The sequence below is a fragment of the Schaalia suimastitidis DSM 15538 genome (assembly GCF_000429105.1).
GTDB lineage: Bacteria > Actinomycetota > Actinomycetes > Actinomycetales > Actinomycetaceae > Pauljensenia > Pauljensenia suimastitidis.
This window is the reverse complement of sequence record NZ_AUBF01000010.1, coordinates 38,586-58,422: the sequence shown is the minus strand read 5'-3', so window position 1 is coordinate 58,422 and position 19,837 is coordinate 38,586. Positions and strand designations below refer to the sequence as shown.

The 19,837-nt window shown below is 57.5% G+C and carries 20 protein-coding genes and 1 tRNA gene; 6 read left to right on the top strand and 15 right to left on the bottom strand.

What is annotated here, in order from left to right:
* Nucleotides 1–127: 127 nt before the first annotated feature.
* On the bottom strand, nt 128–1,030 hold the full coding sequence (locus G438_RS0105195; protein WP_026460427.1) for a Bax inhibitor-1/YccA family protein: 903 nt from the start codon (nt 1,028–1,030) through the stop codon (nt 128–130).
* A gap of 225 nt (nt 1,031–1,255) precedes the next feature.
* On the opposite strand from G438_RS0105195, the gene G438_RS0105190 reads away from it, so the two are divergent.
* The gene (locus G438_RS0105190; RefSeq protein ID WP_051259325.1) at nt 1,256–2,836 is read left to right on the top strand and encodes a L,D-transpeptidase family protein; all 1,581 of its coding nucleotides are present in this window, start codon (nt 1,256–1,258) and stop codon (nt 2,834–2,836) included.
* A gap of 13 nt (nt 2,837–2,849) precedes the next feature.
* Here G438_RS0105190 and G438_RS0105185 read toward each other — a convergent pair.
* The 4 genes from G438_RS0105185 to G438_RS11945 all read right to left on the bottom strand — a co-directional run bounded on the left by G438_RS0105185 (nt 2,850) and on the right by G438_RS11945 (nt 5,359).
* Nucleotides 2,850–2,923: transfer RNA gene (locus G438_RS0105185), tRNA-Leu, on the bottom strand.
* A gap of 31 nt (nt 2,924–2,954) precedes the next feature.
* The gene (locus G438_RS0105180) at nt 2,955–3,914 is read right to left on the bottom strand and encodes a Ppx/GppA phosphatase family protein (protein WP_034285271.1); all 960 of its coding nucleotides are present in this window, start codon (nt 3,912–3,914) and stop codon (nt 2,955–2,957) included.
* Between the two features lie 18 nt (nt 3,915–3,932).
* Nucleotides 3,933–4,442 (bottom strand): DUF501 domain-containing protein, encoded by a 510-nt coding sequence (locus tag G438_RS0105175; protein ID WP_034285330.1) that lies wholly within the window; start codon nt 4,440–4,442, stop codon nt 3,933–3,935.
* Nucleotides 4,443–4,480: 38 nt separating this feature from the next.
* On the bottom strand, nt 4,481–5,359 hold the full coding sequence (locus tag G438_RS11945; RefSeq protein WP_165569232.1) for an FtsB family cell division protein: 879 nt from the start codon (nt 5,357–5,359) through the stop codon (nt 4,481–4,483).
* A gap of 177 nt (nt 5,360–5,536) precedes the next feature.
* Between G438_RS11945 and G438_RS0105165 the strand changes: the two genes are divergently transcribed.
* On the top strand, nt 5,537–6,469 hold the full coding sequence (locus G438_RS0105165; RefSeq protein ID WP_026460423.1) for a hypothetical protein: 933 nt from the start codon (nt 5,537–5,539) through the stop codon (nt 6,467–6,469).
* Nucleotides 6,470–6,572: 103 nt separating this feature from the next.
* On the opposite strand, the gene G438_RS0105160 is transcribed toward G438_RS0105165, so the two are convergent.
* Nucleotides 6,573–8,645, bottom strand: a complete 2,073-nt coding sequence (locus tag G438_RS0105160) for an ATP-dependent helicase (RefSeq protein WP_026460422.1) — start codon at nt 8,643–8,645, stop codon at nt 6,573–6,575.
* Between the two features lie 104 nt (nt 8,646–8,749).
* Nucleotides 8,750–9,874, bottom strand: coding sequence for an NAD(+) diphosphatase (gene nudC / locus G438_RS11940; protein WP_051259323.1), 1,125 nt, complete (start codon nt 9,872–9,874; stop codon nt 8,750–8,752).
* On the opposite strand from nudC, the gene rph reads away from it, so the two are divergent.
* Both rph and rdgB read left to right on the top strand, forming a co-directional pair.
* Nucleotides 9,873–10,646 carry a ribonuclease PH gene (gene rph, locus G438_RS0105150; protein WP_026460421.1) on the top strand — a complete coding sequence of 258 codons (774 nt, stop codon included), beginning with the start codon at nt 9,873–9,875 and terminating at the stop codon, nt 10,644–10,646. The genes nudC and rph overlap by 2 nt on opposite strands.
* Entirely contained in the window at nt 10,643–11,338 is a 696-nt protein-coding gene (gene rdgB, locus G438_RS0105145; protein WP_084403117.1) for an RdgB/HAM1 family non-canonical purine NTP pyrophosphatase, read from the top strand. Before rph ends, rdgB begins: the two co-directional genes overlap by 4 nt.
* Before the next feature lie 163 nt (nt 11,339–11,501).
* Here the strand turns inward: rdgB and G438_RS10920 are convergent, their stop codons facing one another.
* Entirely contained in the window at nt 11,502–11,831 is a 330-nt protein-coding gene (locus G438_RS10920; RefSeq protein WP_240470992.1) for a CBU_0592 family membrane protein, read from the bottom strand.
* 80 nt (nt 11,832–11,911) lie between these two features.
* Here G438_RS10920 and G438_RS0105135 point away from each other — a divergent pair, with 80 nt between their 5' ends.
* A complete protein-coding gene (locus tag G438_RS0105135; protein ID WP_026460419.1) occupies nt 11,912–12,808 on the top strand; it encodes a LysR family transcriptional regulator in 897 nt (298 codons plus the stop codon).
* Between the two features lie 29 nt (nt 12,809–12,837).
* On the opposite strand, the gene G438_RS0105130 is transcribed toward G438_RS0105135, so the two are convergent.
* The 4 genes from G438_RS0105130 to clpS are packed head-to-tail and all read right to left on the bottom strand — an operon-like array spanning nt 12,838 to nt 15,345.
* The gene (locus tag G438_RS0105130) at nt 12,838–13,647 is read right to left on the bottom strand and encodes an MBL fold metallo-hydrolase (RefSeq protein WP_420804717.1); all 810 of its coding nucleotides are present in this window, start codon (nt 13,645–13,647) and stop codon (nt 12,838–12,840) included.
* Complete coding sequence (murI, locus tag G438_RS0105125; protein ID WP_026460417.1) at nt 13,644–14,474, bottom strand: glutamate racemase; 831 nt, start codon at nt 14,472–14,474, stop codon at nt 13,644–13,646. Before murI ends, G438_RS0105130 begins: the two co-directional genes overlap by 4 nt.
* Before the next feature lie 9 nt (nt 14,475–14,483).
* Nucleotides 14,484–15,122, bottom strand: a complete 639-nt coding sequence (locus G438_RS0105120; protein WP_131245787.1) for a DUF2017 family protein — start codon at nt 15,120–15,122, stop codon at nt 14,484–14,486.
* Nucleotides 15,082–15,345 (bottom strand): ATP-dependent Clp protease adapter ClpS, encoded by a 264-nt coding sequence (gene clpS / locus G438_RS0105115; RefSeq protein ID WP_026460415.1) that lies wholly within the window; start codon nt 15,343–15,345, stop codon nt 15,082–15,084. Before clpS ends, G438_RS0105120 begins: the two co-directional genes overlap by 41 nt.
* Nucleotides 15,346–15,452: 107 nt before the next feature.
* Here clpS and G438_RS0105110 point away from each other — a divergent pair, with 107 nt between their 5' ends.
* A complete protein-coding gene (locus G438_RS0105110) occupies nt 15,453–16,796 on the top strand; it encodes a nicotinate phosphoribosyltransferase (protein ID WP_026460414.1) in 1,344 nt (447 codons plus the stop codon).
* Nucleotides 16,797–17,055: 259 nt separating this feature from the next.
* Here G438_RS0105110 and G438_RS0105100 read toward each other — a convergent pair whose 3' ends face one another.
* The 3 genes from G438_RS0105100 to G438_RS0105090 form a co-directional block, all read right to left on the bottom strand.
* The gene (locus G438_RS0105100) at nt 17,056–17,382 is read right to left on the bottom strand and encodes a DMT family transporter (protein WP_026460412.1); all 327 of its coding nucleotides are present in this window, start codon (nt 17,380–17,382) and stop codon (nt 17,056–17,058) included.
* A 222-nt stretch (nt 17,383–17,604) separates the two neighbouring features.
* Complete coding sequence (locus G438_RS0105095) at nt 17,605–19,350, bottom strand: DEAD/DEAH box helicase (RefSeq protein WP_026460411.1); 1,746 nt, start codon at nt 19,348–19,350, stop codon at nt 17,605–17,607.
* Nucleotides 19,351–19,409: 59 nt separating this feature from the next.
* Complete coding sequence (locus G438_RS0105090; RefSeq protein ID WP_026460410.1) at nt 19,410–19,772, bottom strand: DUF3039 domain-containing protein; 363 nt, start codon at nt 19,770–19,772, stop codon at nt 19,410–19,412.
* Nucleotides 19,773–19,837: the final 65 nt, after the last annotated feature.

Genomic DNA, 19,837 nt, shown 5'->3' with positions numbered 1-19,837 from the left:
TGGTGGGTTGTCGAGAGATGAGTGTTGCACTTTGTCGTGCGGCAGCCTGAGCGAGTGCACCCTGGGCGGTGCGGCAGTCTGAGCCGGTACGCAACCCAGGGCGGTGCTCTAGCGTCGTGGTGCCTCGTCAGTCACGCAAGCGTGCCAGCAGCTGCAAGATTTCAAGGTACATCCACACCACGGTCACCATTAGACCGAAGGCGCATACCCAAGCGAACTGGGCGGGCACACCCCGCTCAACACCAACCTTTGCCTGATCGAAGTCTTGAATAAGGCACGCCGCACCAATGAGCACGGCGAGGAAGCCCACAGCAACACCAAGAGGAATACCGAAGATGGTGGCATCGTTGAAGCCACCGCCAGACAGGACACCGGTAAGAACCAGGACCCAGTTAAGGAGTCGGTACACGATGATGCCGATAAGACCAATCATGACGAAACGAGCAAGTTTCGGCGAATTACGGACCTTACCTGAGGTGAACAGCAGCAGTGTCACTCCAAAGACCGCGGCGGTGGCCAAGACTGCTTGGACGACAATGCCGGGGTACATGGATTCCATCAGGGCTGAGAATGCGCCAAGTGCAACGCCTTCAAAGGCAGCGTAAGCCAGGATCAGGGCTGGTCGAATTGTCTTCGAGAAGCTGTTGATCAGCGCTAGCACGAAGCCACCAAGGAAACCAATGGCAGACAGCATCACACCTGCGCCAGCATTGACGGCGGTCACCCACCATGCCACAACAGCAGCTGCCAGGAGCAGGCCGAAGGATGTTCCAGTGCGCACGAGCACGTCGTCCCACGTCATACGCCCGCGATCAACGGCATCTGCAGCGGGGGCCGCGTAGGCATGTTCCATTGTTTGCTGATCCCACGCGGTTTGCCCGTAGGTGGGCTGGGCGGCACCGGTGCCCGTCGTGGTGTAGGTTGACGAGGCGGTGGTGTCCCCCACGCTGTAGCCGGGCATTGTGGGGTAGCCAGCTGGCGTGGTGGTTGTCCACTCTTTGCCGAGTTTGTCGAATACAGGGTTGGCCATGAGTCTTTCTCCATTCACGGACGCTGTTGGAATAACTGAATCATGTTCAAGGCGTGGACGCCACTTTAAGGAGCAATCTCTCGGAAAAACCAGGGGTTTTTCAGGGTGAATGACGGCAGGACCGTTTTTTCACGCTTTGGACAATTATGATGGCAGTGTCACGTTGGCACGTGACACTGCCGGTATGGCTGGAGAAATGGTGCAAGTGAAGACATCGGAGCCTCTATGAGCATGCATCCCAATACACACGGTTCGATGAATGCGCAAGATTCTGAGGGACAGACGCCGCGCCAATCTCGGGTTATGACGGGCGCCTTGGCAGCCGAGTCGCGCCGAGGAGGTCCATCAGCGCGTCGCACGCGCACCGTTGCACGACACGCTGCGCCTCGTCGATCGCTTCGGATTGTCCCGCTAGTTTTCACTGTGCTTGTTGCGTCAGCCCTTGCCTTCCTCATTTTTGATTTCACGGCAAAAATACCTGGCTATGCTGCCGCTGGTGTCACCGTGGCTGGCAATCCTGTTGGTGGCATGTCACGTGAAGAAATTATTGAGTTGGTGTCTCAGCAATCGCAGGAAGCCACATTAGCCCTGGCGGTTGCGGGCAGCGACACCACCGTGTCGTTGGCGGAGGCAGGTGTTGTTGTTGATGCTGAGGCTACGGCTGATGCCGCACTAGCAGCATCACATGGGGTCTTTCCGCGTTTACAGTCTCTTTTTAGCTCTACCGACGTCGCCCCGGTGGTCCATCTTGACGATGCTGGTGTCACTCAATTGGCGACCAGGCTCACAGAACAAAGCGGCACGCTGCCCGTTGATGCGCAAGTGACTTTCACAGCAGAAAGTGCCACCTTCACTTCGTCTGAGTCAAGCGTTGGCGAAGGTGTGAATCCGCAACAATTGAAAGATGCGGTCACTGCTGCCGCAGTGACGTTGACAGCGCAAACGGTGCCGCTGAATATCGAAGTGCTTGAGCCTCAGGTGTCAACGCAGGAGGCCGCTACGGCTGCCACTGACGCTAATGTTTTTCTTGCCCAAGAGGTCACGCTCACACACGGGCCCAATACCTACCCGGCGCCTGCGGCTGAAAAAGCTGCGTGGTTGGAGTTCAAAGAAACTGACGGGGTTTTTGGAGCCGCAGTCAATGATGAGAAAGTAACGGCCTGGATTGATGGGGTTGTGGACAACGTCAATCGACAGCCGATTAACGGCATTATGAATGTTGATGCGGCAGGTAATCAGTTGGAACCTGCTCGGCCACCAAAGGTGGGTTTGGAAGTGACCAACCGTGACGCGGTCGTGGCCGGAGTCCTTGATGCATTGTCTTCAGGTACCGCCTACACCGGCGAGGTGACCGCGAACGAGATTCCTGCTGGTATGGATAATCGTGTCGTATCGGCAGGCGTTGATCGCTTCGCACATCGGGCTTCGGCGGGCGAAAAATGGGTGGATGTTAACCTCACCGATTCGACCCTTACCGCTTATGTTGGCTACCGACAAGTGTATGGCCCCATACTTATTAACCACGGTGGCGTGGGCAACGAAACCATTACAGGCACTTACAAGGTGTACCTGAAGTACACCAAACAAGACATGGGCTGTACGCCTGAGTGGGAATACTGCGAGCGGGATGTGCCGTGGGTGGCGTACTGGTATCGAAGCTACGCGCTTCACGGTGCGCCATGGGTCAAAGAATTCGGCATCGGCACCGATGAATCCTCACATGGGTGTGTCAATATCCCCGTTGAGGACGCGCACTGGATCCATGACTGGGTCGAACTCGGCACAACAGTGGTCACTCACCATTAACCAAACCCGGCGGTACCCCCAGTGGGACTCGAACCCACAACACATCGATTTTAAGTCGATTGCCTCTGCCAATTGGGCTATGGGGGCTAGCGGCTCATTGAGTATAGCCTGAAGCGGGTCATTTCAGCAGCGACAACGCGATACCGTCCAAAATATCGTGCTCTGAAGTGACTACCGTCTCAATTGAACGCCCTGCTTCGCCAGCGCGCCGAGCGACACGGTCCACTACCTGACGCCAAATCAGTGCGCCGCCAGCAATGACATCGGCACGGCCTGGCGGCATAAAACCCCAAGACGCCTTCACTGGCACCGGAAGATTCACCATGTCGGCGACAGCTAAGTCAATCTGCGTGCGATGAAGGACTGCACCATGGATGCGCGTCGGTTCATACTGTTCCAAGCCAAGTGCACGCGCTGTCACTGTGGTCACGGTTCCTGCAACGCCCACCAGGGTGGCGACTTTGGTCAGGTCCACACTCGTTTCAGCCTGGTCTAGTTGATCGTCAATCCACTGCGTGGCCATCGCAGCACGTTCAGCAGGAATCCCTGCATCGTGCGCACAATCAGCGAAGAATTTTTCGGTGACTCTGACTGAACCCATATCAATGGAAATTGCTTCATCAACCGTGCCACATCCAAGCACTAATTCAGTGGATCCCCCACCAATATCGACAACCAACACTGGCCGTTTTGCTTGGGTGTCGAGGGCACTAATAGCGCCAGCAAACGACAGCGCGGCTTCTTCAGCACCTGGCACTACCTCAACATCCACCCCGAGTATGTCACGCACCGGGGTGACAAATAGGTCTCGATTGGCAGCATCACGCATGGCTGAAGTCGCCACAAAACGGATAGCGTCAACCCCTGCTTGGTCAATCAGGGCCCGGTATTCGCGCACCGCGGCCAGTGAACGTTCAATAGCTTCGGGCGCTAACACACCCGTTTTGTCAACACCTTGCCCTAGGCGCACGATACGCATCTGGCGGCTCAGGTCTATCAGCTGAGTACACCCCGGAGAGGACTCGGCAATGAGGAGGCGAATAGAGTTCGTTCCGCAATCAATGGCGGCAACACGCATCGGAAATATCCTTGTCTGTCAGCAAGTGCATCGACGAGGCGACCACAGGCCACGCTCTTCCATCATGTCCAGAGCTTTGTCCCCCACAACGTTCACGCCGCGGCCAGCGACCAGTGCGTGGCCCACGAGAGCATGAAGACATTTGACGCGCGTGGGCATTCCTCCTGCGGAAATGCCGTCAATTTCGGGGACCTCGCCAAGGGTGCGACGTAATTCAATATACGACTGGTGCGCGCGGGCGTGTGCACCGGCGGCTTCTTCATCGTCAGCGAGCCACGCGTTGAGTTCTTCCATGACTTTCTCGGCTTCGAGGGTCGAGCAGGCCTTCACGGCGCCCGGATTAGTCAGGTAGAAAGTCGTTGGAAAGGGGGTGCCATCTTCGAGGCGTGGCGCGGTCACGACGACGAGCGGACGCGAACATATACAACGCGCGCCAATACCAATAACACCTCGGGGGATGCGGTCGAGTTGCTCACGCAAGGTGGCAAGGTCGTCGTGTGTGGCAAGGTCCCAGAATGTTGCAGTCACAGGGTCTATCTTCTCATTGCTTTGCCCGGCGCGGGCAATCACTGGTTTGTCGTTGCAGGTTCCACGGTTTCGTCGGTGGAGGTGCCTGACATCAGGTGGGCGCGCGGGTCAGCTTGGTCTGCTTCAAGCAGTGACAGTGCGACAAGCTGAATCCACGGTTTTTTTGGTCCTTCATGTTCGGCGGCCGCAATTTGTGCGACGTCTTGGTATTCCTCACCAGGATCAGCGACGACGTATTGTGTTTCGCCTGGTTTGACATAGCCGAGGCGGCTGCGGGCTTGGGAGGCAATGTACTGTGGGTCATTCCACAGTTGAAGCTGGTATTGCATATCCGCGTTGCGTTGCTGCGCTGCTTGGACTTCGGCGACGATTGCCTGGTATTCGCGCTGTTGCTGGTACCACTGGAATAGTGCAGGCAGGATCATTATGGCCATGACACCAATGAGGAGTAGGCTCACCAGCCACCGCATCGAAATTTCAACGCCGCCGATTTCAAAACGCCGAGAAAAGTCAATCTGTGCGGCTTTCGCTTGTCCTTTACGAGGCGACGACGTGCTGGGGGTGTGCAGTCTAGGGTGGGGTGCCTGGTCGCTGAGTTTTCGCGTGCGACGAGCAGTGTCCCGCCGTGGTGCGTCAGCAGATTCTGAGGTGATCCGAGTATCTGTGCGATTAGCGCCAGCGTGACTGTGCGCAGTTGGTGTCGTGGCCGCGGAGTGTGTGGTGCCGCTGGAGCGCTGGCTGCGTGTGGTGTATTTTGTGGCTTGTTCGCGTCTTGGGCGCCCCGAATCGCGGCCCCCCGCGCGATCTTTACGGCCAGCGCGGATGGTGTCGTTCTCGCTCGCGTCAGGTCCTATGCCCGGCGTGCGTGCAGGCCGCCGAGGCGCGTGTGGTCGTTGCGGACCTGAGCTTTGTGACATGTCATCAATGGTGGCGCGTGGACTTCGTCTGACGTGGATGTGACGCGGCATGTCGACACACTGTGAATTATTCCCGTGCCTGCTCCCCCATTTGTTGTCCACAGGTCAACATTTCATCTTTTTATTTCTTATTAGTTTATGCATACTTATGTCAATTCGTCATTGAAAGGGGTTCTTGTGGAATCTGAGTCACAAAACTGTCTTCGATATGGCACCGCCGTTATTCGCCGTGGCCCGTCGGACCTTGTCATTGGCGGTGATCCTTTGCATCAACTGTTCCTGCCACGCTTACGCGCGGACGAAATAGCCTGGCTTATGCGTCAAGCCCAGCGCGAACAGCGCTACGCTGTCTCTGCGCAACCAGGTGCGACCTCGACGGTTACTGCCGCGGCGCTCCATTGGATTCTTGCTGCACATGGCCTTAGTGCTACGCCATTGGGTCCTCCCCGTCTGAAATTGCTGGCTGTTGGTGTCGATCTGGTGCTCCTTGAAGCACTACGGATTGCCTCTGACAGCGTCAATATTTCCGTGGATTTTCGCGACGAACGACATATTGACCATGAAGAATCACGCGCGTGGGGACCACATGCCTTTGCTCTCACGCGTGAAATGGCTGCACGCCACCATATTGAGGCCACTACGTCAGCTCAGTGTCTGCGCCTCAGTCACTGGGATTTTGCGGTATGCACCTGTGAACGCAGTGTCGACCCGGCGCGCTACGCCCGTGTGGAGCAAACGGGGGTGTCGCATGTGGCGGTGGTACACAACGAGGAAAGCACTTTAATTGGACCACTCACTTCCGCATCGAAAGGACCATGTATCCACTGCTGGGAATTGCGAACCTCACACCGCGACCCGTACTGGGCGATCAATTGCGCACAGATACGCAACCATCCGCTGCCTCGCGTACCTCACCTCCGCTCAACAGGTGTGGCGACGATATTGGCACAATTATTTGTCACGTATGCCCAGCCACCACGAGTAAGCGCACCCACTCCCCCGCCGCTGCCCATCCTTGTCGATAACTTCGGTATTCCGCACTGCCAAGGCTTGGATATTCACCCCAGGTGTACCTGCACGGCCTCAACCAGCCCCTTTGTTGATATGTAGGTGGCCCGCATGCCCATTACGAGCCACAACCGGCGTACCCTTCACAACGTAACGACGCACCAACAGCGCAGCATCCACTGAAGGCAGATGACGCGCATACCCCTTAGGCACTTGCGTCTTCAACGACCACCGTTTCACCGCGCACAATGGCAAGCACCGCCTGCCCGTATCGTTCTAATTTGACGTCACCTACGCCTCGAATAATACGCAACTGCGTCATTGTCCGAGGCTGTGCCACTGCAATACTGCGCAGCGTATGGTCGGTGAATACGGCAAAGGGTGGCTTATGTGTTGCTCGCGCTTCCTCCAAACGCCATGCGCGTAGACGAGTAAAAAGATCCCGCACCGCTGGACTTTGTTCCTCGTCGAATTGCTTCGCTGCTTCTTTACCAGGGGCCGGTCGTGGCGTGGCCCTGGCATGTTGCCTCCGCCCCTGGCCTTCCTGCGGCCACAAACCGTCAAGAAAACGGGAACGTTTGCGACTTGCCCGACCCGAATCCGCGTTGCGACTACTGGCCCATGACAATTCAAGATACCGTTTCGCCCGCGTAATACCCACGTACAGTAGCCGCCGCTCTTCATCGCGGGCACTTTCAGTCGTGGCGTAGGAAATAGGAAGCAGACCTTCACTGAGTCCAGCGAGGAAAACAGCGTCCCATTCAAGGCCCTTCGCCGCATGTATGGTGGTCAGAGTAACCCCTGCAACCGCTGGGGCCGCTTGGGCATGCACACGTTCTTCCAATTCGGTAAGGAAATCAGTCAAGCTGCGGTCGGGGTTTTCCTGTGCCAGATCCAGCAGGGCCTGGAGGTTATCCCACCGTTCCCGCACAGCACCACGCTGCGCAGGCGGTTCACTGCTCCACCCTGCCAGCGTCAACGCCTCTTTCACCTGCTCAACCATGCTTACCTCATCGACGTTCGCACCGTGTGCAGTATCGGTATGCGCCCGCCGTAAGGCAAGTAACGCTCGACGAATTTCTTCGCGTTCAAAGAAACGTGCGCCGCCTCGGATAAGAAATGGGATCTGCGCGTCTGAGAGAGCCTGTTCAAACAGTTCAGACTGGCTGTTCGTACGGTACAAAATCGCAATGTCATGCAGGGGCACGCCGTTGGCAACATACTTCATCACTGTTTGTGCGATGGCGTCAGCTTCGGCCCGGTCATTGTCGTACGCTCGGTAGGTGACCTGTGGGCCATCCACACATTGCGAAACCAGGTGAACGCGGCCTTCGTTGCTAGCAGGACCACCGGGGGTGGCAGGGTCCATTAGCCGGTTGGCCACATCAACTATTTGGGGAGTGGAGCGGTAGTCGCGGCTGAGTTCCACAATATTGGCACCCTTATGACGCTGTGCAAATTCAAGGAGGTAACGTTCACTGGCGCCTGCAAATGAATAAATAGTTTGTGCAGCATCACCCACGACGCATATATCGCGTCGCTGCCCCAGCCACAGATTAAGCAAATGCTGTTGGAGGCGCGAAACATCTTGATACTCATCGACCACGAAGCTGCGGTACTGGGCACGGACCCTTGTGGCAATATCGTCACGTTCCTGCATCATGCCTGACATGATGAGTAAGACGTCTTCAAAGTCAATACCACCGCGCTCTTCCTTCGCGTCCTCGTAAGCATCAAAAAGGCGGGCCACGTCATCGGCGGATAAACCTGCTGGTGCAGAACGTCCCTCAATTTCAAGGCGTCCCTGGTAATTTTCAGCGTCGACCATCGACACCTTCGCCCATTCGATTTCGGCAGCAAGATCACGGACCATGTCTTTGTCGGCGCGAATCCCCACACGATGTGTCGCCGCGGCAACAAGCGATGCTTTGTGTTCAATCAGGGTGGGCAGTTCACCGCCAATCACCGTTGGCCAAAAGTAACGCAATTGCCGCAGGGCAGCGGCGTGGAATGTGCGTGCTTGTGCCTGCGGCACACCCAATTTAGCCAGTCGAGCACGCATTTCCGCAGCGGCCCTGGCTGTGAAGGTCACCGCGAGCACATTGTGTGGGTCATACGCCCCCACTGCCGCGCCGTAGGCAATGCGGTATGTGATTGCCCGCGTTTTTCCGGTACCGGCACCTGCACGCACTGCCAGCGGGCCTGTCACCTGTAAGGCGACAGCGCGTTGCTGGGGGTCGAGTGCCTCAAGGAGCGCGTCTGGGTGCATGGTGGACATAGTGACATTATGCTAGCGGCCACTGACATCTGTGTCTTCGTCTGGTCTGGCTGTGGGATAACCAGTCGTCAAGCACCACGGTGGTGTGCGGCACCGACACTGTTCTAGCTGCGGGATAACCAATCGTCAATCACTGCGCGAGCCACCGACGTGGGGCTGGGGAGCTCTAGGCTACCGTCAGCGAGCCGAGCACGTAACTCAGTGCGGCTGAAAAAATGTGCGCGATCAATTTCAATGCCATCAGGTCGTGGCACTTGCAGCCTTTGTGCCGCCAAGCGCGCCCGATAGGCGATCATTGTTGACCGTGGGAATGGCCACGGCTGCGCGCCGATAAACTCCACATTGTCGACCTCGATCCCCACTTCTTCGCGTAACTCACGGATGACGGTGCGCTCCGGGTCTTCACCGGCGTCAACAAAACCTGCAATCAGCGACATGACTCGCGGGCGCCACGCCACATTATGGGCAAGCAGCAACCGTTCTTCGTCGTCAAAGACGGCGACGATCATCGCAGGATCTTGTCGAGGATACTCAACATGGTCGCACCGACCGCACGTTCGGGTCCATCCGGCGTCCGTAATTGACGAGGCGCTGCCGCAGTGGGTGCAGAAACGACTATCGCGGTGCCATGCGTCCAGCGCCACAGCAGATGTGGCAACTGCACTGTCGTCATCGGAAAACAGGTGCGCCACATGTCGAAGGTCAGCCCATGCGATATCACAGTTTTCAGGCACGCCTAATTCCTTGTCGGCGGCGCTCGACGCTCCGACGAGTGTGCTCACAAGCTGCCCACTGGCTCCTGCCCCCTCTTTAGGACTACCGAGTGTCCTGAGGGGAGTAATCGCACCGCTACGTACAGCACTCAGCAGCCTATCGCGGGCGGCCTCGTCAATACTGACTGCTACGTGATACGTATCGTCGCTGGTCGCCCCAATACCGTAGACGGCACGTGCATCCTGAGCAAGCGCCAAAGCTGGCACCTCCGTCGCGTCAATATGAAGCAGGTGGCGGCCCTGAGCGCCAGTGCAGATAAGAACCTGATAACCGCTGAGTACAAAAAGCGATATTCGCCGCTGGGCGATCCCCGGAATTGGTTTGTGTGGCTGGCGCAGCCACGCTTCAATATTCAGTGTGCTGCGGACAGCTACCAGTGGGTCCACGTGACCGCGAGCGAAAGGAAAACGGGCAACCATGACGTCCACCGTAGCGCCCAGGTAACGTAAAGGCATGAATGAAACTGTGATTCGCGCCGATGGGCGCACCCCTGAGCAACTTCGACCTGTCCGTTTGACTCGTGGATGGTCTGGCACGGGTGAGGGCTCGGTCCTGGTCGAATTCGGCGATACCCGCGTTCTGTGTGTCGCCTCGTTTACCGAAGGGGTGCCACGCTGGCGTAAAGGCAGCGGTGAAGGGTGGGTAACTGCCGAATATGCGATGCTGCCGCGTGCCACCTCTGAACGCTCGGGCCGCGAATCGGTCAAAGGGAAAATATCGGGCCGTACACAAGAGATTTCACGTCTCATTGGCCGTTCGCTGCGTGCTGTCGTCGATGTCTCAGCACTTGGAGAAAATACCATCGTTCTTGACTGTGATGTGCTGCGCGCCGACGGTGGTACACGTACAGCGTCAGTCACTGGCGCCTGGGTGGCTCTTGCCGAGGCCGTGCGGTGGGGACGCGAGAAAGGTTTCATTATTCCCAAGGATGACAAGCCAGTCCTCACGTCATCGGTCAGCGCAATATCGGTGGGCATTATTGATGGGGTGCCCATGTTGGATTTGCCGTATGTGGAAGATGTGCGCGCCCAAACGGATATGAATGTGGTGCAAACCGGTACGGGCGCCTTCGTTGAAGTGCAAGGGACCGCTGAACACGCGACCTTTGATCGGACTGAACTTGGACGTCTTTTAGATTTGGCTGCGCTTGGCAATGAGCACCTCACATTGGCTCAACAGATGTGTCTTGAAGCCAACCTTGGTGAAATGATCGAGGTGCGTCCATGACCGCTCAGTCCTTGCCCTCACACAGCACCCCAGCGGACCTCAGCGGACTGAGCGTTGCAGATTCTGACGCTCCACGTCTGGTTTTTGCTACAGCCAATGCACATAAAATAGGTGAGTTTCAGGCGATACTTGCCGACCATCTGGGTGTACTTCCCCAGAATCTTGTCGCCCGCATGTCCGATTTTCAGGTGAATGAACCCGTTGAAGATGGTGCGAGTTTCACCGAAAATGCACTCATTAAGGCCCGTGCCTTGGCCGAAGCGACAGGTTTAGCCGCTGTTGCCGATGACTCGGGTCTTTGCGTTGATGTGATGGGAGGGGCACCGGGGATTTTCTCTGCCCGTTGGGCGGGGCGCCACGGTGATGACCAGGCAAATCTTGATCTTTTGCTGGCTCAGTTATCGGATGTCCCAGACCGTCACAGAAGTGCCGCCTTTGTTTGTGCGGCAGCCCTCGTCCTACCTGACGGCACTGAGTACGTCACCGTGGGCGAGATGACAGGCACGCTACTACGCGAACGTCGCGGGTGCGGCGGTTTTGGTTACGACCCAATATTTGTTCCCACTGGCGAATCGGTCACCAGCGCTGAATTGACGCCTCAACGCAAGAACGCTATCAGTCACCGTGGCAAGGCTCTCCGTGATCTGGCGCCCAGAGTCGTCGATTACCTTTCAGCAACAAACCAGGCGTAGGTACGGTGCTGCTGACCAGGTGACGTTCAAGTGTGTCGCTGGGTGCGTCAACGTCACTGGGTGCCGCAAGGCTGAGCAAGAGCAGACGACGCCCCCACCGGTGGCGTCGGGTGTGCCGTGTCGCAGCGCATCGCATTCCAGACCATCACATCGCATCGCGTTGTCAGGCGCTTAGTACCACGTTCTTCGTTGTATTTCGGCGTCCAATGCGCAGCAGGGACATAATGCGCGCGGCCAGGCGGTCACGGACCTTCCATGTCATCCGAACACCGATTGCAGCAAATAGCAGGTTGGCAACCATCGATGGCCACGCTGCGGTCATAAAGCAGGCGTAGGCCAGAAGAACGCAGGCACTGATATTGAGCACGTGGTACCTCAAAGATTCTGGATGTACGCGCCCCGTTGACACCAGGTAGTACGCGCCCATGGTGCCACCCGCACCGATCCAGCCAAGCAGTGCCGTAATAGTTGCCATCGTTATTTGCACGGACACTATTGTGTCCCACCCACAGACTAAAGCACAATAGAATTCATCTTCACATGATCTAAAGTTTTACTTAAGGACTCGCTGTGATGCATGTTGACCCTCGTCGCCTCCCCATCCTCCTGGCCGTCCACCGCGAGGGTGGAATCGTCGCCGCAGCCGACATCTTGCACGTATCCCCATCTGCAGTATCCCAGCAGCTCAAGAAATTGGAAGAAGAGGTCGGCCTCCAACTTTTCGAACGCCAACACGACGGAACAGTCCTCACCCCCGCAGGACGCCTACTGGCAAGTGGCGCAGAACGCCTCGAAAATGACCTTGCTGACATCGAAGAACAACTGCGCCCACTCACCGGACAAGTGACAGGCACCGTCACCATTGGGTCATTCCAAACCGCATTACGTTGCGTCCTTATCCCCTTCCTCCCCCACCTTGACCACCACTTACCAGGCATCGCCCTCCACCTTGCCGAAGTAGAGGAAAACGAGGGACTGAGCCAACTACGCACAGGCAAGCTCGACATTTTGCTCATTGATCGCGAGGTAAAAAGCTCCCCCACACCCAGAGGCTATGAGGACCACGCACTCATCGACGAACCATGGGTAGTTATCACCCCTGACACCTGGCCGCGCCTGACAGGCACCCACGACCTCGCCAACCTCACATGGCTGCGTCCCAACCCGGATATCGTTGGCACCGAGCCACTGCGACGCGTACGCGCCGAAGTGGGTAAACTCACGGTCGCACCCTACAGCTACTCCACCTACGACACGGCCCTTGCCCTCTTACGAGCCGGACTTGGTGCCACCGTCTTACCATCCATGGCTGTCAGCGGCATTGACCTCACAGGATTACGCGTCACACCCATGCCTCACCTGGGCAGCCGCAAAATCCTCCTGCGACACAAACGCGGCGCAAATCAGGGACCGACCGCTCAGGTCATCACGCACCTCATGGACTGGGTACAGCACAGCCGAACACAATAGTCACTAGCGCAACGCCCACAAAAGGCACGCTACGCCGAAAAGCCCACCCCGACCTCGTAAATCGCGTCAGTTCGCACAACACCCAGTGGACCAGTCCACGTCGTGCGCGCCTCGGCACACACCTGCTGAGGGTCATTCCACGGCTGAATATGCGTCAACAGCAGCGACGTAACATCGGCGCGCGAAGCCACACGCCCCGCACGCGCCCCATCCAAGTGAATACCGCGCACCTCGTCAGTGGCCATAAAACCTGCTTCACACAGCAGCAGATCAACACCGCGAGCACCCTCAACAATGGAATCGCATTCATCAGTATCGCCCGTATAGAAAAGCGACACCTGCCCCTTCGCACCAGGGCCATCGATGCGTACACCAAAAGAGTCAACGGAATGCCAGCCGCGCGCAGGGGTGATCGTCAGCGGCCCCACAGCAAATGAATGCGCGTCAACAAAGGTCGCAAAACGAAACTCTCCGGAATAATCTTCCGCTTCATCCACGCCATCAATTTGCCGGACTCGCTGTTCAAGACCGGCTGGCCCCACCAGCAAAATCGGTGGCAAACCTTGGGCAGGACCCCACCTGCGGTGAACATGAAGGGAAATCACATCACCAATATGATCCGCATGACAGTGAGAAAAAAGAACTGCATCAAGGTCCCGAGGATCAATATGCCGCCACAGGCCACCAAAAGAACCCGGACCCATATCAAGAACAATATTCCACCAACGGTCACGGCCTCGAAGCGGATCATGCCCATAGGCACGGACCAGGTAGGACGACGCCGCCGACGCTGGCCCTGACATTGAGCCCGTACAGCCGATCACCCGAAGTTCCATCATGCTCCGATGCCTTGTAACTGGATTTCTTCAACTCGCTGCACCTCAGGGCCAAGAAAACGGCGAGCAAGCCGCGGAAAGGTTGATCCCGAATCAGTCGTAAGGAACTGATGAGCGGGCCCTTGGCCCTCATCCCACGGCGCGTGTAGCATATCGCGATCAGTGAGGAGGTTATACGTGACATTCGCAGTAGCCTCCGAAGATGTCACCAAGGTAACGGACTCACCAAGTACACGGCCAATCACACCTGTAAGTAGCGGATAGTGCGTACACCCCAAAATCAATGTGTCCACGCCAGCATCTTTTAGCGGATTGAGATAATCACGGGCCACCTGCTCCAACTCAGGACCGGTAGTCACTCCCGCCTCGACAAATTCGACGAAACGCGGGCACGCCACTGAATGCAACTCCAAATCAGGTACCGCAGCTAACGCATTCTGATAGGCCTGAGAATGCACGGTCGCTTCGGTGGCAATCACGCCCACCACCCGGTTCCGCGTGGCATTGACTGCTGCCCGCGCTGCTGGAGTGATGACCTCGATGACCGGAATACCGGCGTCAATCCAGTACCGTTCACGCGCATCTGACAGTGCCGCAGCAGTTGCCGAGTTACAGGCGATGACAATCGCTTTGACGCCTCTGGAGGCAAGTTCGTCAAGACCCGCCAGCGTATGTTCACGTACGTGAGCAATCGGCTTTGGCCCATAGGGCGTATTGGCTGTGTCGCCAAGATAGAGGATTTCTTCGTCAGGAAGCTTGTCAATCACTGCGCGCGCAACGGTCAAACCACCAAGACCGGAGTCAAAGATGCCGATGGGCGCATTATCCATACTTGGACACTAGTTGCTTGAGGCCCCTTCGCGCACTGCCCTTAGTAGTGAGTCCTGCCACCAGGTGATAATCATGTAGATCAGCGCCGCATTCGAACGCTGATCGCGTGACAGCTGAAGTTGCGCAGCTAATTGCTCGATTGCTGCCACATCGGCTTGCGTTTCCACGCCAAGTTCGCCACCTAAAGCGAGACGAACATCATTGAGCGCAGCCAGCCATTCCCACACGTCGTCGTGACCAAGGCTCACCTGCCCTGTTTCTGCCAAGCGGGCACGTTCCAGGTCCGCACGTACTTTGCGTAGGCGCGACGATTTTTCGGCGCGTAAATAATCTTCGGTGAGTGCCCGTAACTCCTGCGCTTGCGCGCCGTCACCGCTCATAGCTGGCAGCAGGTAGGTCAGTGCCGGGTCCGCCGGTTCCAGGCGCGAGAAGTCATCGGTGACGGCAGCAAGCAGTGGGGAGGGTTCGTCAGGCGTGTCCAGCAACACCAGCACTTCGTGGGCAAGTTGCTGGACGAGGAGGTTGTGGTCTCCGTCGATTGTCGCCGTATAGCCGTCGCCAGTACGCTCAAAACGTCCGATCACCACGCGTGTCCGATCACCTGAGTCACTCGTCCCGTTCCAGCGTTGCGCGGAGGCCGTAGCCATGCAAAGCCATCACGTCAGCTTCCATACGTTCCCGCAGACCAGTCGACACAATCGCTTTGCCACAGATGTGGACGCACAACATCAAGGCTTCACACTTGTCAGGTGGGTAACCGAAATGGCGCGCAAAGACTTCAGTGACGTAGTCCATGAGGTTAATGGGGTCGTCCCAAACCACAGTTCGCCACGCAGCCAATGTCGTTTGCCTGGACTGCGTGTTCTCCATCGGATGTGTGATCACGTCGATGCTCACGGCACAAGCCTATGACGCTTCGCGTCCGCGCGCGGGACTTTGGTTGGATCAATTGCCCCAATGTGGGCTAGGTTGGTGCCATGCCTGCCTCTTATTCAACGTCTTTACTGACGGATATGTACGAGCTGACGATGCTTGACGCCGCTTTGCGTTCAGGTGCTGCACAGCGACGATGCGTTTTTGAGCTATTTGGTCGCCGCCTACCGGCGACTCGTCGTTTCGGCGTGGTCGCTGGTACCGGCCGCATTCTGGAAGCTTTGGAGCGTTTCACGTTCGAAGCCGAGGAAATCCAGTGGCTACGCGAACGCGGCGTAGTGTCGGAGCACGCACTGGAATACCTGGAAAACTTCCGTTTTTCAGGCAATATTTGGGGGTATGCCGAAGGGGAATGTTATTTCCCAGGGTCGCCGCTGCTGACCGTTGAGGGGACCTTTGCTGAATGCACCCTCATGGAAACGCTGCTACTGAGTATCCTCAACCACGATTGTGCTGTTGCCTCAGCAGCGTCCCGTATGACGATTGCCGCCCACGGTCGCCCGTGTATGGATATGGGTGCGCGCCGTGCCCATGAGCGTGCCGCAGTATCTGCCGCGCGTGCAGCAATTATTGGTGGTTTTGCTGGAACATCTAATCTTGAAGCGGCCAAACGATACGGCATTAAGGCAATCGGTACCGCAGCACATGCGTTCACCCTGATCCACGACAGCGAAGAGCAGGCTTTTGCTGCGCAGATTGCTTTGCTGGGCACAGGTACCACGCTGCTGGTCGACACCTACGATGTCACACAGGGCGTGAAAAATGCGGTCGAGGCGGCACGTGCAGCAGGTGGCGAATTAGGCGCAGTCCGCCTCGACTCTGGTGACCTGGTAGCCCAAGCATTCACTGTACGCGGGCAGCTTGACGCCATGGGCGCAACCTCCACGAAGATTACGGTGACGAATGATCTTGACGAATACGCTATCGCGGCGTTGGGTGCCGCACCGATCGACTCTTATGGCGTCGGCACAAAACTTGTCACCGGCTCGGGTGTGCCTACTGCGGCACTGGTCTACAAAGTGGTGATCCGTGAAGGCAGCGACGGGAAAATGTGGCCTGTTGCTAAGAAATCGGAATCAAAATCCACCGTTGGCGGACGCAAATGGGCTGGGCGCGTGGTCGATGAGTCAGGATACGCCAGCGAGGAAGTGCTGGTGGTTGCTGACACGGACGAGGCGGCGCAGGCGGAGTTGCACCGTATTGGTGCCCGCCCGCTGCAGGTTCAGTTAGTCAAGGATGGCGTCATTGATCCTGATGCCTGGGGGCCTCAGGCGTTGCTGCGTGCCCAGGAGCATCACATTCGTTCACGCAATGAGTTGCCGTACCAGGCGTGGCGCCTGTCTGAAGGAGATGCGGCCATTCCGACACGTTACGTCACCGTGTCGTAGTGCAGCTCCGAGCCTGCTTATGCGGCGTAGGGCGAACTTACGGATAGCACGCCAATTTTGCGGCGGTGCGCAGTGCTTTGGCGGTGGCACATCGCCGTGGCACCCACGATGCCATGAGGGTCGCACACGATCTTGGCGGTAGTGCACAGTGCGATGAGGGTGGCACAGTGCCCGTGCGTGGAGCCACGCGTACCTCCGCAGGTATGAGCGTCGCCACACACCTCCCATACTGCAGACAGTAACCCCCACATGCGGCTCTTTAAGCCGATCCACCTTCGAGTGACCGCAAGCCCACGATCGACGCTACCAAGGTCGTCAACAGAATAGCTTTCATTGGCGTCAGTGTCTCCGACCCTGAATACACCGACCACGCAATGGTTGCCACGGCTCCTGTCCCAGCCCACACGGCATATCCGGTACCCACGGGGACCTCCCTCATCGCCCACATCAGGCCGCCCATTGATATCGTCACCGTCGCCGCAAATGTCACGAGGTCAATCCAGGAAAAGCGATTCCCTAAGCGATCAAGGCTTGCCGCCCATGCGGCTTCAAAAAGACCCGATCCGATCAACACGATCCAGTGCATGACACTGTCCATTCTCGGGGCCGTCCCCGACTGTGGTGTACGCACCGGGCCGTCCCGGCACGTCAATGCGAAAGGACAATGACCTCAGTGCGGGACCACTTACGGAGCGTTCCAGCGCAGAGGCAATCGCCTCGTCAATGATACGGCGACCCTCCAGAGGGTGGCACCACCACAAAAAGGTGACACCCGCACCGTAGTGGCACAAACGATAACAGCGAAAAACTACGAACGCCCAACGAACCATTCGCGCAATAATGCGATTCTTGCTTCGATCTGCTCGGTTGTTGCCTGCGCCACCTCTGGCCCCCCGCAACGGCGTCGCAATGTGGCATGGATATTCGCGTGGCTCTCCCCTGATCGACGCGACCACGACGACACCAGGTGAGACAATTCCTTCCGCTTCGCTGCTCGTCGACGATGATCCGATAAACCCGCATTCGCTTCACGCTGCCGTTTGGCGGCTGCGTGCCGTTTCTGCTGCGCTAATTGTTCAGCCTGCCTGGCCCGAAGCAATGCCGTAACCTGATGCGGGTCCAACAAACCTGGAATACCCAGATACTCCTGTTCTTCAACAGAACCGACCTCTGCACCGGTTCCCCACAGCGACCCGTCGAACAGCACCGCATCGAATTCTGCGTCAGCGCCTAGCGCTTCAAATGATCCTAATAAATCATCGGAGGCCTTTTCTTCGCGCTGTGCGGCAGCCAGTTCAGCGTCTTCAGGATGCCACGTCGTATCCTCATCACTAGGCCTACGGTCAAGGGCATGGTCGCGCTCGACCTCCATCTGACCGGCCAAATCCAACAAGGGCAATACCGATGGGATAAACACTGTTGCCGTTTCGCCTCGGCGACGCGCGCGTACGAATCGTCCAACTGCCTGCGCAAAAAACAGCGACGTCGCGGTATTTGTCGCATAGACACCCACTGCTAACCGTGGCACGTCAACACCTTCCGACACCATGCGCACCGCCACCATCCACTTGTCAGTGGATTCGCGGAAAGCATCAATGCGTTCCGAAGCGTCAGCATCGTCAGAAAGTACCACAGTGGCTGTCCTGCCAGTGATTTCCCGTAAATGACGCGCATATGCGCGCGCTTGTTTCTGATCAGCAGCAATGACGAGGCCGCCAGCGTCAGGCATTTGACGACGGACTTCTTCAAGACGTTGATCGGCTGCTTGAAGGACCGATCGAATCCACTCTCCTGTTGGGTCCAGCGCGGTACGCCACGCTTGTTTCATCAGATCCTTCGTCAGCGGTTCACCCAGCCGCGCGGTGTACTCGTCGCCTGCCCGTGTCCGCCACGACATTTGCCCTGAGTACGACATAAATAGCACCGGACGTACCACGCCGTCGCGCAGGGCATCCCCATAGCCGTAGGTGTAATCGGCTCGGCTCCGTCGTATCCCCTCAGCATCTTCAACGTACCGGACGAAGGGGATGGGCGAGGTGTCGGAGCGAAATGGGGTACCTGTGAGCGCGAGGCGCCGGGTAGCCTCGTCAAATGCCATCCGAACCCCGTCGCCCCACGACAGCGCATCGCCAGCATGGTGGATCTCGTCGAGTATTACCAGCGTCCGGTAGGTGCGCGTCCGTGACGAATGGACCATTGGGTTAGAAGCGACCTGCGCATAGGTCACTGCAACACCATCGAAATGAGAACCAGCGCGTCCTTGAGCATTCGTGAACGCAGGGTCAATGTGGATTCCAACGCGTGATGCCGCCTCTGCCCATTGAACTTTCAAATGCTCGGTTGGGCAAACGATGGTGACTTTGTCGACAACACCTCGACCCATGAGTTCCACAGCGATACGCAGCGCGAATGTCGTTTTTCCTGCACCTGGCGTAGCGACCGCAAGAAAATCTTTCGGCTGGCGCTCCAGGTAAAGTTCAAGGGCTGCTGCCTGCCAGGCGCGAAGGTTCTGGGCGGTCCCCCAAGGAGCACGCGCCGGAAAAGCAGGCGGCAACGACTGGGCGGCCGAGGTCGAAGCGTGGGCTGGACCTGCGGGCCGCGAGTGGGCCGGAGTCACTTGTCAGTGCCTCCCGAGCCTGACGAGTCACCATTTGAAAAGGGCCAGTTTCTCCCGTTATTGCCCATATTGTCCCGCAGAGCCTTACAGGTGGGACATACCGGGTAACGGGATGCATCGCGGCTTGGTATCCATACTTTGCCACACAAGGCAACGACCGGCTGTCCGGTCATCATTGAGTGATCCGCTTTATCTTTGCGGACGAAATGCGCAAACCGGTCACCATCGCCGGGTGCCTTTTCGCGTTCAATTTCGGTGCGTTCAAGAAGTCCCGTCGAGGTCTGGGTTCCGGTAGGCCCTTGGGGGCTACCAGGGCCGAGTGGGTCGCCTGGGCCAAGGGGATCGTCAAGTGCACGCATAGCTCCATTGTATGTGTTCACTTACGACACTGCCCCCGCTCGTTCACGACGAGCGGGGGCAGTGG

What these genes read in the sequence shown, in the direction of transcription:
- G438_RS0105195 (WP_026460427.1), bottom strand. Translation starts at nt 1,030, where the DNA reads ATGGCCAACCCTGTATTCGACAAACTCGGCAAAGAGTGGACAACCACC.
- G438_RS0105190 (WP_051259325.1), top strand. Translation starts at nt 1,256, where the DNA reads ATGAGCATGCATCCCAATACACACGGTTCGATGAATGCGCAAGATTCT.
- G438_RS0105180 (WP_034285271.1), bottom strand. Translation starts at nt 3,914, where the DNA reads ATGCGTGTTGCCGCCATTGATTGCGGAACGAACTCTATTCGCCTCCTC.
- G438_RS11945 (WP_165569232.1), bottom strand. Translation starts at nt 5,359, where the DNA reads ATGTCACAAAGCTCAGGTCCGCAACGACCACACGCGCCTCGGCGGCCT.
- G438_RS0105160 (WP_026460422.1), bottom strand. Translation starts at nt 8,645, where the DNA reads ATGTCCACCATGCACCCAGACGCGCTCCTTGAGGCACTCGACCCCCAG.
- rph (WP_026460421.1), top strand. Translation starts at nt 9,873, where the DNA reads ATGAATGAAACTGTGATTCGCGCCGATGGGCGCACCCCTGAGCAACTT.
- nudC (WP_051259323.1), bottom strand. Translation starts at nt 9,874, where the DNA reads ATGCCTTTACGTTACCTGGGCGCTACGGTGGACGTCATGGTTGCCCGT.
- rdgB (WP_084403117.1), top strand. Translation starts at nt 10,643, where the DNA reads ATGACCGCTCAGTCCTTGCCCTCACACAGCACCCCAGCGGACCTCAGC.
- G438_RS0105135 (WP_026460419.1), top strand. Translation starts at nt 11,912, where the DNA reads ATGCATGTTGACCCTCGTCGCCTCCCCATCCTCCTGGCCGTCCACCGC.
- G438_RS0105130 (WP_420804717.1), bottom strand. Translation starts at nt 13,647, where the DNA reads ATGATGGAACTTCGGGTGATCGGCTGTACGGGCTCAATGTCAGGGCCA.
- murI (WP_026460417.1), bottom strand. Translation starts at nt 14,474, where the DNA reads ATGGATAATGCGCCCATCGGCATCTTTGACTCCGGTCTTGGTGGTTTG.
- G438_RS0105120 (WP_131245787.1), bottom strand. Translation starts at nt 15,122, where the DNA reads ATGGCTACGGCCTCCGCGCAACGCTGGAACGGGACGAGTGACTCAGGT.
- clpS (WP_026460415.1), bottom strand. Translation starts at nt 15,345, where the DNA reads ATGGAGAACACGCAGTCCAGGCAAACGACATTGGCTGCGTGGCGAACT.
- G438_RS0105110 (WP_026460414.1), top strand. Translation starts at nt 15,453, where the DNA reads ATGCCTGCCTCTTATTCAACGTCTTTACTGACGGATATGTACGAGCTG.
- G438_RS0105100 (WP_026460412.1), bottom strand. Translation starts at nt 17,382, where the DNA reads ATGCACTGGATCGTGTTGATCGGATCGGGTCTTTTTGAAGCCGCATGG.
- G438_RS0105090 (WP_026460410.1), bottom strand. Translation starts at nt 19,772, where the DNA reads ATGCGTGCACTTGACGATCCCCTTGGCCCAGGCGACCCACTCGGCCCT.